Source organism: Clostridium frigoris (assembly GCF_018861865.1).
In the GTDB taxonomy this organism is placed as follows: Bacteria; Bacillota; Clostridia; order Clostridiales; family Clostridiaceae; genus Clostridium_AD; species Clostridium_AD frigoris.
The window spans coordinates 1-11,569 of record NZ_JAHLDV010000073.1 but is presented as its reverse complement, the minus strand read 5'-3'; the positions used below and the strand labels follow the sequence as shown (position 1 = coordinate 11,569).

Here is an 11,569-nt window from a genome sequence, read left to right as displayed (position 1 = left end):
TGTTGGACATAAAAATACTCCTCCTTACAATCTTTGATAATTACTTATCTCAATTATTGCCAAGAAAGAGTACATTTTATTCTGTTTACACAAAATTATTTACAGGCCCTGGTAAGCTTTTTTTAGTGAATTAATATAAAATATTTCCTTTAGATATCTCTATTCTCTAATACTTTTTTTACGTCAGTATCACTTCGAGTTCTTATCCATTTACCAGTAATAGTATCATACATTTTAATTACTGTAGCAGGACTTCCAGCAGCAATGCAGTAATCGGGGATGCTTTTTGTAACAAAACTGTTCGCAGCAATTACGCATCCACGTCCAATATGGACATCACCGACAATGGATGCATTTACACCTATCCATGAACCCTCTCCAATTACTATTTCATTTGTTATTGAAGTTATTCCTTGATGCATAATTGGAATACCTAAACTCTCATAATTATGACTACAGTCTGATATATATACATTAGGTGCAATTATAACGTTTTTTTCAATAGTGCCTTTGTTAGCTATTGAAATTGTAAACCGACTTCCTATTTGACATCCATCTTCTATAACAATTTTAGGTGCACTATTATTCTCATATGAACAAATGTTAAGCCAACAATTATCTTTTATAAAGGTTCCAGTGCCGACAAGAGTATAACTAAAATTACTTATTTTATAATCTTCTAGAATTATAGAATTGCTTCCAAAACCATAAAATAATTTTGAAAGTGGACTATTACTAATTATTGCAGGTTCTCCCATAAAATTTTGCCCCCATATTTGAATGTATTTATAAAATTATAAGTTATATAGCAGTTCTTTTATAATATTCTTTATTTGCGATTACTGCGGTAGAGTTAGGCTTAAACTGCGCAGCTTTATCATTATATTTAATTGATTCATCTCTATTACCTAATCTGTCGTAGCAAACAGAGAGTTGAATATTGGGTATATAACCCCAGAAATCATGCGATATAAAGCCCCAGCCATTAACTGGCTTAGTGAGCTCTGATGCAATTTTATACCAGACAACAGCCTTATTATAATCTCCAAACTCAAAATAATAAGTTCCTATATTACAGCATATCTCAGCTCTTGGAGTATCATATTCAAAGCTTTTAAGTAATATTTTAAGCATATTTTCTTTATCGCCTACAATGTTATAACACTTAGAAAGATCAAAGCAGGAACTTATATTATCTTCTACCCAGCCTTTTTTCGTGTCTAAAAATTCATTGAAATATTTTATAGCGTCTTCAATAAAGCCATTTTGAAATAATTCCCTTGAATAATAGAAAAGTCCCCTTGGACTCAGAGCTTTTCCATCTGATAATAATTTTTTATAGATGGATATATTTCTACCGGGTACAGCTGCATGTTCTTTTCTATGTGTTATGCAAACATCTAGGTTTTTAATATTGCCTCCCATTATTAGGCATTCATGAACAGGTTCCGACCATTTAGAATTATTTGTTCGTTTTGATAAGCGTTCTCTAAAATATGATAGTGTAACTGTTCCATTTGCATCAAAGCCTACGTTATACATAAGCATTACATGATCCACATCTAGAGTTAAGTCCTTCTTAAGTTGTTTGAATTTTTTTATATCTTCGTCCAAAATCACATCGTCTGCATCTAGCCAGAGGATAAAATCCATTGTTGCTTTAGAATAAGAGTAATTTCTAGCTGCAGAAAAATCGTCAATCCACTTAAAATCAAATACTTTGTCTGTATACTCTAAAGCAATTTTTTTTGTTTTATCGGCTGAGCCAGTATCTACTATTATTATTTCATCAACAATATCCTTAACACATTCAAGACACCTACCTAAAACATCTTCCTCATTTTTTACAATCATACATAAACTAATAGTTACCATATAAACCTCCTAAAAAAAATCTACACTATATAATATGCTATGGTTTAAAATAGGAAACATATTTATAAATAAAAAGAAAAATGTCAAACATAATACATTTTTTAAAAACATAAAAATGTATTAAGGAATAGAAGAGGTACATTTTTTAATGCTAAGAATATTATGTAATTGGAGCATAATTTGTAGCACTAAGTGTTAGAGGATGGGATAAGGAATGATTGAAAATAGAAAAACTTCAATAATAATTCTAACTTACAATAATCTTGCTTACAACCACATTTGTATCGATAGTATAAGAAAATATACAAAAGAAAACACTTATGAAATAATCGTTGTAGACAATAATTCTACAGATGGAACAAGACAGTGGCTTAATGAGCAGAAAGATATTAGAACTATTTTAAATGACGAAAATGTAGGATTCCCAAAGGGATGTAATATTGGGATGGCAGCTGCAGGTAAAGAAAATGATATTTTATTTTTAAATAATGATACTGTAGTTACTCCAAGGTGGCTTGATAACCTTAAAACATGTATATATAGTGATGATAAAATTGGAGGAGTTGCATCTATAACTAACAATTGTTCTAATTATCAGGCGATAAGTGTGCCTTATATTGATGTTAAAGATATGATTCCATTTGCAGAAGCTAACAACATTTCAAACCCAAATAAATGGGAAGAAAAAGTTAGACTTGTTGCATTCTGCATGCTTATAAGAAGGGATGTTCTCAATAAAATTGGCATTATGGATGAAAGGTTTTCGCCTGGAAATTTTGAAGATGATGATTTAAGCATGAGAATTATAGAAGCAGGATACAAGATGATGATGTGTAATGATAGTTTCATACACCACTTTGGTAGTTCATCTTTTAAAAAAGATTATACTAAATTTAGTAATATTCTAGCTATAAATCGTAAAAAACTTGAAGATAAGTGGGGTTTTAATTCTAACGTAAGTAGTACAGTAAAATTTGACATAATAGAGCGTATAAATGAGCCAAAAGAAAATGAATTTACTATGCTTGAATTTGATTGTGGACTTGGGGCAACGCTACTTAAATTAAAATATAAGTACCCTAATTCTAAGATATATGGTATAGAGACAAACCCTAAGATAGCAAAGCTAGGTGAGAAAATTTTAGAAATAATGACAGAGGATTTTGAAGGAAATTATAAAATGAAGTTTGAAAAAGATAAAATAAATTTTTTTGACTATATAATTCTTGGAAATAGACTACAACAAAGTAAAGACCCCTTTAAACTATTAAATGAAGTAAAAAAATTTTTAAAGCCTGGTGGATATGTAATTGCAACTATTCCAAACGTAATGCATCACTCAGTTATAAAAGGTTTATTAAGTGGAAGTTTTATGTATGATAAAAATCCAATTATAGATAGAAGTAATAATAATTTTTTTACCTTAACAGATATATACAAAATATTTGACGAGTGTGGATATACTAATCCATTTGTATTTCATTATTACAATGAATTAGCACCAGAAGATGATAAGTTATTAGATGATATTTGTAGAATTGTTGGACCTCGGATGAAAGGATATTTCTTATCTTATGAATATGTGGCTAAGTTTCAGAAAAGTTTATAGTGTGACTCAATTGATAGATGAATTATATGACTAGGAACTATTACTTCCGATTTTCCATATGATAAATTGTATGAAAATTATAATTTAAAAGGGAGAAAATCATATATGGAAATATTAGTAACAGGAGGAGCAGGTTACATTGGAAGTCATACTTGTGTGGAACTATTAAATTCAGGATATGATGTTATAGTTGTAGACAATTTTTCTAATAGTAAACCAGAATCATTAAGGAGAGTTGAAGAAATAACAGGAAAACACTTGAAATTTTATGAGTCAGATATTTTAGATAAAGCTATTTTAGAAAAGATTTTTTCTGAAAACAATATAGAAGCTGTTATACATTTCGCTGGATTTAAGGCTGTAGGGGAATCTATAAAAACACCGATACTTTATTATCATAATAATATTACAGGGACACTTATACTTTGCACCGAAATGAAAAAACACAATGTTAAAAGATTAGTTTTTAGTTCCTCTGCAACTGTATATGGAATGCCAAAGAGCGTTCCTATTAGTGAATACTTTCCTCTAAGTGCTACTAATCCTTATGGTAGAACTAAGTTAATGATAGAAACAATACTTCAAGATATGTATTCATCAGATAAGGAGTGGAGTATAGCTATATTAAGATATTTTAATCCTATAGGTGCTCATCAAAGTGGAAGAATAGGTGAAGACCCAAATGGTATACCAAATAATTTGATGCCATTTATAACCCAGGTTGCAGTAGGTAAAAGAGATAAATTAAATATATTTGGTGGTAATTATGCTACACATGATGGGACAGGAGTTAGAGACTATATACATGTTGTAGACCTTGCTAAGGGACATTTAAGCGCTTTAGAAAAGATAATGAAAACTAGTGGTATCGAGCCTTATAATCTTGGAACTGGAGTGGGATATAGTGTTTTAGATCTAGTTAAAAACTTTGAAAAGGCTACAAATAAAAAAATACCATATGTAATAACAGCGCCTAGATTGGGAGATATAGCGAAGTGTTATGCAAACCCTATAAAAGCAAAAACTATTTTAAAGTGGAGTGCACAAAAAAATATTCAAGATATGTGTATTGATGCTTGGCGTTTTCAAGTTAACAATCCAAATGGATATTAAAGCTTAGAGTGAAAGTTTAGAGAAAGGAATGATAATTAAAATGAGAAAAAACTTTACCTTATATTGGCCCAGTTTTGTAGATGTGGAATTATGTAAAGATTTGGGCATAATTACTATGATATTTAGTAAACATTTAAATTATAATAGTTGTATTTTATGTAATAAGAATCAAGAAAATTATGATGAAGTAACAAAGGAAAATATCACAATGAAATATGCAGTTGATGATGCTGCAGTTAGTAATGTTTTGGAGAATACAGATGTCCTCTTGCTTATAGGATTTTATGATTATAATTTAAAAATGATAGAAAAATATAAATCAATTAATCCAATAGGAAAAATTTATTTGAAACTTGATTTAAATGTTCATTGGTTAAGAAGAATAGTATTGGGTGAGGATACTACTAAATTGTTGAGTGAGTGTACTCTTATTTCTGTAGAATGTAAAAACCTTAAAAAAACACTTCATGAAAATTGGCCAGTAAAAGTTGAATATATACCAAATGGGTATTATAACGCTGGCATTACAAGAAATATAGAATACAAAGAGAAAGAAAATACAATTATTACGGTAGGAAGATTGGGAACATATGAAAAAGCTACAGAAGTTTTGCTTGAAGCATTTAAATTAGCGTCCCCAAAGCTAAAAAACTGGAAGTTAAAACTTATAGGGAGTATAGAACCATATTTTCAAGCATATATTGATAATTTTATAGAGACTAATCCAGAATTAAAAGATCAAATTATTTTCACTGGAAGAATTAACGATAGAAAGTTAATTGAGGAAGAATATAAAAAGGCAAAAGTTTTCTGTCTTACTTCAAGGTGTGAGGGATTTCCAAATGTATTTGGAGAAGCTGCTAACAAAGGTTGCTATATAATTTCGTCAGATATAGATCCTGCATGGGATATAACAGACGACAAAAAATATGGAAGTGTGTTTCCTATAAATGATCATGTTGCTCTTGCAAATGAACTGATAACAGTTTGTTTAAATGAAGCAAGATTAGAAACAGTGTGCAGGGATATTCAAATTTATACAAAAGAGAATTTTGAATGGATAAAACTTTGTGAAAAGATAGAATGTTTCTTAAACGAAAATAATGAATAAGATAGGAGATTGATTTATGGATAATAGCAATCTAGTAAGTGTACTGGTACTATCTTATAATAATTTAAGATATATGAAAGAATGTCTAAGTTCGATTTTAGAGCAGAATTATCAGCATATTGAAATTATTATAAGCGATGACTTTTCTAGTGACTTTAAGAGAGAAGAAATAGAACAATTTATAATAGAAAATAAAAAAGAAAATATAGTTAATTATATAATAAACCAAAATTCATGCAATTTGGGAACAGTTAAGAATTTAAATAAGGCAATTAGTTTAGCTACTGGTAATTATTTTATTAACCTTGCTTGTGATGATTTACTCTTTGATGTTGAGGTTATAAGTAATATTGTAAAATATTTTTTAGAATCAAATTATCTCATATTAGCCGGATATGTAGCTCAGTATGATGAACAATTAAAGGAATGCTTATTAACAACGCCTACATGGCAATATATTAAACATATCTATGGGAATCCTATTGATTGTTATAGACTTTTGTGTGCTGGTAATTTTATACCTGCGCCTGGTATGTCTTACAAAAGAGAACTTATAGATAGATATGGTATGTATGATGAGGAATATAAGCTGCTAGAGGATTATCCAAGATGGCTATATTTGGCAAGAAATGGATGCAGTATTGGTTTTTTACCACGGTACATTGTTAAATATAGAAAGGGAGGTATCTCATTTAATAGAGATGATAAGAATAATAAAATTTATAATGATGATTTAGCTTTAGTTAAAGAAAAGGAAATATTACCTTATGTGAATACAATCAAGGATGTCATCTACAAGTAGAAAGAAATATATTAGACAGTTTAGATCTAAAAGGGGAGATTAATTTGTGAGCATTGAAAAAATATTAAAAACTATTTCATGTAAAGAATACTGTAATATTTTTAATTTTAAATATTCGTTGCAACAAAAGGAAGATTATCAGAAAATCTACCCACCAGATTACATGGGAAATTCTAAAGGTAATAATTATATAAATATTAAGTACCCTGAAATTTATATAGCTGAATTAAATAATGTAAATATAATTGGTGAAAATTATATAATTTTTGATGATAATAATTATGGTATATATGATGTACCATTTAATGATGATGAAAATAAATATGATTTAATATGTTATAACACAACATATGTAGATAAAAATATTACTTGTGTTAACTACGCTGGACCAATTGAAATTATTGATGAAGGAATAATGCTTATAGGAGTTTGTTCTTATAATTTTTCTCATTTTCATACAGAAGTGTTATCTAAATTATGTTTTATTAATGGAATAAATGAATACAGTAATGTTCCAATATTAATAGATGAAATTTGTATTAATACACCGCAATTTCTGGAAGAGTTAGAAATGGTAAATAAGAATGTAAGAAAAATTATTATTTTAAAAAAAGGGTCTGTTTATAACATAAAAAAATTAATATATATTTCAGATTTAGGAATTTATCCTTTTCAGATTAAAGAAGGTTATTTGCTTAAAAATAAAGATTGTGTTTTCAATGATATAGGCATTAAATTGTTAAATGAAAATTTATCAATTAAAAGTAATATATTTAGAAAAGTATTTATTTCTAGGAAAACATCAGGTAACCCAAGACTTGAAAATCAAGATATAGTTGAACAAATCTTTATAGAGAACGGCTATGAAATGATTTTTCCAGAACTTATGACTTTTGCTGAGAAGTTAAAGGTTTTCTCTGAAGCTAAAATTATAGCGGGTGTATATGGTGCGGGATTCACCAATATCTTATTTGCTAACAATAATGCAAAAATTATATGTATACAACCAAAAGCCATAGAATGGCCGTGGATTTCAAATATAGCAGGAATACTAGGGCAACAGTGTTATTTTTTAGATGCTTTGCTTTCTAATGAAACACCATTTAGGTATTATCAGAATAGTTTTAAATTAGATGAAGAATATTTAAGAAAGTTTTTAAATCAACTTGAGGGTGATTGAATGAATAATTGTATAATTTCAGATAGTGCAATGATAAAAGAAAATGTAATTATTGGTGATAATGTAATAATAGAAGACAATTGTTATATAGATTACGGAGTAATATTAAGAGATAATGTTCATATAAAAAAAGGAAGCTATATCGGAGCCCGATGTATTCTTGGAGAATATTTAATGGATTTCTATTCTGATAGAATAAACAAGGTTCATCCATTAGTAATTGGAGAAAATGCATTAATTAGGAGCGACACAATTATTTATGGTGAAACAACTATAGGAAATAATTTTCAAACTGGGCATAGGGTAATTATAAGAGAAGGGTCGATAATAGGAAATAACGTTAGAGTTGGAACTTTGTGTGATGTACAAGAAGAATGTAGCATAGGTAACTATGTTAGTTTGCATAGTAACGTGTTTGTGGGAGAGAAAAGTGTAATAAAAGATTATGTGTGGATTTTCCCACATGTTATATTAACTAATGATCCAACACCTCCGTCTAAAACTATAATAGGAGTTACTGTAGAAGCTTATGCAGCAATTGCTGCAGGTAGCATAATTTTGCCTGGAGTAAATATAGGTGAGGATTCATTAGTGGGAGCAGGAAGCGTTGTAAGTAAAAATGTAGAAAAAGAAACATTGGTAGTTGGAAATCCAGCAAAGAGGACTTCTTCAATAAAAGATATAAAAAACAAGAAGACAGGGGAGTACATTTATCCTTGGAAATATACTTTTTCTAGGGGGATGCCTTGGTCAGAGCTCGGATATGAGCAATGGTTAAAAAGTGAGAATTTAAAATGAATTAAATTAAATACTACCAATATTTTTAAAAAATGATAAAAAGGAGGAATCAATAAATGAATATTGAAAAGAGATTAAAGAATATTTCATGTAAAGAATATTGTAATATTCATAATTTTAAATATTATATTAAACAAAACGAATATTCTCAGAAAATTTATATACCAGATTACAGAGATAATTCAGAAGTCGATAATTATGTGAATGTTAAGTATCCCGAGACTTTTATAGCGGAACTTTATAATGTAAACATAATTGGTGGCAATAGTATAATTTTTGATGAAAATGATAATTGTATTTATGATTTGCCGTTAATGGACGATGAAAATAGATTTGAACTAATATGTGGTAATGCACTTTTTGTAGATAAGAGTAGTACTGTAGTTCGATATAATAATTCAAATGAAATAATTGAAGAAGGGATAATGCTTATAGCAAATGCTTCTTTTAATTACTTCCATTTTAATTTAGAATCATTATCCAAACTATGTCTAATTGACGAAATAGGAGAATACAATAAGGCTCCATTATTAGTAGATGAAAGATGCCTTAGAATTCAATCCTTCAAAGACGAGTTGGATATGTTAAACATAAATGGTAGGCAAATTATTTATTTAAAACAAGGATATTCTTATAATGTTAAAAAATTAGTATATTTATCTGACCTAATTATTTCACCTATGAATTTTAAAAAAGATGTATTGATAAGATACGATGATTATATGATTAATGAAGTAGCAGTGAAACTACTTCATGATAGCTTATCAATTAATAGTAATATTACTAAAAAATTATTTATATCTAGGAGGAATTGTAGTCTTATTAGATTAACTAATCAAAATAAAATCGAACAAATTTTTAAAGAGTATGGTTATGAAGTAATATACCCAGAAGAAATGTCCTTTCACGATCAATTAAAGACTTTTTCTGAAGCTGAATTCATAGCTGGTGCAAGTGGCGCTGGATTTACAAATATTCTATTTGCTAATATAAATGCAAAAATAATATGTATATTACCTAAAGAAATAAAACTTACCTGTTATTCGAATATTGCTGGTGTATTAGGACAAGAATGTTATTATTTAGACGCAAAAATTCATTATAATACAAGTACAGTTTATTATCAGGACAGTTTTGAATTAGAAGAAGACTATTTAAGAAAATTTTTAGAAGGGTTTAACCACTAATATTAAGGAGCGGCAACATGTACAATTGTTCATTGCTTAAATTTATGAAGATAAATAGTAAATACGGTGATTTAACACCCATAGAGGAAATGGTAGATGTCCCTTTTGATATAAAACGTATATATTATATTACAAAGGTACCTCAGGGAATTGAAAGAGGTTTTCATGCACATAGAAAACTTCATCAAGTGCTCATATGTCTTAATGGTTCTGTAAAAATAAAAGTAAAAAACCCAAAAGAAGAGAATGAATATATATTAGATGATACGTCAGTTGGTCTGTATATTGGACCATATATCTGGAGACAAATGTGTGATTTTAGTGAAGGTGCTGTTCTATTAGTACTTGCCTCCGATTTCTATAACGAAAGTGATTATATAAGAAATATGGACTTTTATATGCAAGAAGCAGTCAAAAGATATTAGGGAGTGATTAGTGTGGAGGTACCATTTATAAATTTTGAGCCAATGCATAATGAAATAAGAGATGAGATTATAGAAGCTTTTAAAAAAGTATACGATAGGAATTGGTTTATTCTAGGTGAAAGTGTAGAAAAATTTGAAAAGAATTTTTTGAAGTTTTGTAATACTGATTACTGTATAAGTTGTGGTAATGGATTAGATGCACTTTGTCTTATCTTAAGGGGCTATGATATAGGTGTGGGTGATGAAGTAATTGTACCTTCTAATACTTATATAGCTACAGCTTTAGCAGTTTCAAATGTTGGAGCCAAGGTGGTACTTGTAGAGCCAGATATTAAAACATTTAATATAGATGTAAATAAAATTGAAGAGGCTATTACCAAAAGAACAAAAGCAATTATTGCTGTTCACTTATATGGTAGGCCAGTAGAAGTTGATAAAGTGAGAGTCTTATGTGAAAAGTACAATCTGAAATTTATAGAAGATGCAGCGCAAGCTCATGGCGCTATATATAAGGGAGAAAAAATAGGAAGTCTTGGCGATGCAGCTGGTTTTAGTTTTTATCCAGGGAAAAATTTAGGAGCATTAGGCGATGGCGGAGCTATTCTCACGAGTGACATTGTCTTGGCACAAAAGGTGAGAGCATTAAGAAACTATGGTTCAAACATCAAATATCATAATGAGTATAAGGGGGTAAATTCAAGACTTGATGAAATACAAGCGGAATTTTTAATAGTAAAGTTAAGGTATCTATACAAATGGAATAATGAAAGACAGAAAATCGCAAGACTATATATTGAAAGAATAAATAATAGTAAATTAATTCTTCCGGATTTAAATCTAGTTAAGGAATCAGTATGGCATGTGTTTCCGTTGAGGACGGAGTGCAGAAATGAATTAAAGCAGTATTTGAAAGATAAAGGAATAGGGACTTTAATTCATTATCCAATACCAATTCATCTTCAAAAGGCTTATAAGGATCTAGGTTATAAGTTGGGTGATTTTCCAATAGCAGAAGAAATTTCAACAACGGTACTAAGTTTACCAATGTGGTATGGAATGAGTGAGGATGAAGTTAATTATGTAATAGATGTTTTAAATCAGTGGTAAAGAGTTAGAAAGGTTATTTAAAGATGGTAATAAAAATAGGGTGCTAAATCTAGCAAGGTAAAATTGCTAGATTTTTATTTTAACAAAAAACAATTAAAAATATTTAGCCAAGTGTATCGCGATGCGTAATATTGAACTATATAGATATATATGTAGAAATATGAAGATAATTCATCGAGAATACCTATATGGTAAAATTGCTTTTTTATTAATGTGATAGAATATTACTTGTCGTCACATACGAGTGGCACATTGGTCTTTGAAAATTAAACAGAGAAATAGGTAAAGAAATGAAATAATATTTTATTTTAACCAGTCAATTACTTTAGTAAAAGTAATATTTTAGTCGTAAGGCTAAAAAG

Annotated in this window: 11 protein-coding genes; 9 read left to right on the top strand and 2 right to left on the bottom strand. The window is 29.0% G+C overall.

Features of this window, described 5'->3' with window-relative positions; all coding sequences use genetic code 11:
* Positions 1 to 149 precede the first annotated feature (149 nt).
* Together KPL37_RS17800 and KPL37_RS17795 are read right to left on the bottom strand one after the other, a co-directional pair.
* Positions 150 to 758, bottom strand: a complete 609-nt coding sequence (locus tag KPL37_RS17800) for an acyltransferase (RefSeq protein ID WP_216151431.1) — start codon at positions 756 to 758, stop codon at positions 150 to 152.
* A gap of 43 nt (positions 759 to 801) precedes the next feature.
* A complete protein-coding gene (locus KPL37_RS17795; RefSeq protein ID WP_216151430.1) occupies positions 802 to 1,875 on the bottom strand; it encodes a tetratricopeptide repeat-containing glycosyltransferase family 2 protein in 1,074 nt (357 codons plus the stop codon).
* 214 nt (positions 1,876 to 2,089) lie between these two features.
* Between KPL37_RS17795 and KPL37_RS17790 the strand changes: the two genes are divergently transcribed.
* The 9 genes from KPL37_RS17790 to KPL37_RS17750 all read left to right on the top strand — a co-directional run bounded on the left by KPL37_RS17790 (position 2,090) and on the right by KPL37_RS17750 (position 11,207).
* On the top strand, positions 2,090 to 3,484 hold the full coding sequence (locus tag KPL37_RS17790; RefSeq protein WP_216151429.1) for a glycosyltransferase: 1,395 nt from the start codon (positions 2,090 to 2,092) through the stop codon (positions 3,482 to 3,484).
* A 105-nt stretch (positions 3,485 to 3,589) separates the two neighbouring features.
* On the top strand, positions 3,590 to 4,597 hold the full coding sequence (gene galE, locus KPL37_RS17785) for a UDP-glucose 4-epimerase GalE (RefSeq protein ID WP_216151427.1): 1,008 nt from the start codon (positions 3,590 to 3,592) through the stop codon (positions 4,595 to 4,597).
* 28 nt (positions 4,598 to 4,625) lie between these two features.
* Positions 4,626 to 5,708 carry a glycosyltransferase family 4 protein gene (locus KPL37_RS17780; protein ID WP_246578358.1) on the top strand — a complete coding sequence of 361 codons (1,083 nt, stop codon included), beginning with the start codon at positions 4,626 to 4,628 and terminating at the stop codon, positions 5,706 to 5,708.
* A gap of 16 nt (positions 5,709 to 5,724) precedes the next feature.
* Positions 5,725 to 6,510, top strand: a complete 786-nt coding sequence (locus tag KPL37_RS17775; RefSeq protein ID WP_216151425.1) for a glycosyltransferase — start codon at positions 5,725 to 5,727, stop codon at positions 6,508 to 6,510.
* A 46-nt stretch (positions 6,511 to 6,556) separates the two neighbouring features.
* Positions 6,557 to 7,690 carry a glycosyltransferase family 61 protein gene (locus KPL37_RS17770; protein WP_216151423.1) on the top strand — a complete coding sequence of 378 codons (1,134 nt, stop codon included), beginning with the start codon at positions 6,557 to 6,559 and terminating at the stop codon, positions 7,688 to 7,690.
* A complete protein-coding gene (locus tag KPL37_RS17765; RefSeq protein WP_216151421.1) occupies positions 7,691 to 8,488 on the top strand; it encodes an N-acetyltransferase in 798 nt (265 codons plus the stop codon). It begins immediately after the preceding gene.
* 56 nt (positions 8,489 to 8,544) lie between these two features.
* Positions 8,545 to 9,675, top strand: coding sequence for a glycosyltransferase family 61 protein (locus tag KPL37_RS17760; RefSeq protein ID WP_216151420.1), 1,131 nt, complete (start codon positions 8,545 to 8,547; stop codon positions 9,673 to 9,675).
* A 17-nt stretch (positions 9,676 to 9,692) separates the two neighbouring features.
* Complete coding sequence (locus KPL37_RS17755; RefSeq protein WP_216151419.1) at positions 9,693 to 10,100, top strand: sugar 3,4-ketoisomerase; 408 nt, start codon at positions 9,693 to 9,695, stop codon at positions 10,098 to 10,100.
* 12 nt (positions 10,101 to 10,112) lie between these two features.
* On the top strand, positions 10,113 to 11,207 hold the full coding sequence (locus KPL37_RS17750) for a DegT/DnrJ/EryC1/StrS family aminotransferase (protein ID WP_216151418.1): 1,095 nt from the start codon (positions 10,113 to 10,115) through the stop codon (positions 11,205 to 11,207).
* Positions 11,208 to 11,569: the final 362 nt, after the last annotated feature.

What these genes read in the sequence shown, in the direction of transcription:
- KPL37_RS17800 (WP_216151431.1), bottom strand. Translation starts at nt 758, where the DNA reads ATGGGAGAACCTGCAATAATTAGTAATAGTCCACTTTCAAAATTATTT.
- KPL37_RS17795 (WP_216151430.1), bottom strand. Translation starts at nt 1,875, where the DNA reads ATGGTAACTATTAGTTTATGTATGATTGTAAAAAATGAGGAAGATGTT.
- KPL37_RS17790 (WP_216151429.1), top strand. Translation starts at nt 2,090, where the DNA reads ATGATTGAAAATAGAAAAACTTCAATAATAATTCTAACTTACAATAAT.
- galE (WP_216151427.1), top strand. Translation starts at nt 3,590, where the DNA reads ATGGAAATATTAGTAACAGGAGGAGCAGGTTACATTGGAAGTCATACT.
- KPL37_RS17780 (WP_246578358.1), top strand. Translation starts at nt 4,626, where the DNA reads ATGATAATTAAAATGAGAAAAAACTTTACCTTATATTGGCCCAGTTTT.
- KPL37_RS17775 (WP_216151425.1), top strand. Translation starts at nt 5,725, where the DNA reads ATGGATAATAGCAATCTAGTAAGTGTACTGGTACTATCTTATAATAAT.
- KPL37_RS17765 (WP_216151421.1), top strand. Translation starts at nt 7,691, where the DNA reads ATGAATAATTGTATAATTTCAGATAGTGCAATGATAAAAGAAAATGTA.
- KPL37_RS17760 (WP_216151420.1), top strand. Translation starts at nt 8,545, where the DNA reads ATGAATATTGAAAAGAGATTAAAGAATATTTCATGTAAAGAATATTGT.
- KPL37_RS17755 (WP_216151419.1), top strand. Translation starts at nt 9,693, where the DNA reads ATGTACAATTGTTCATTGCTTAAATTTATGAAGATAAATAGTAAATAC.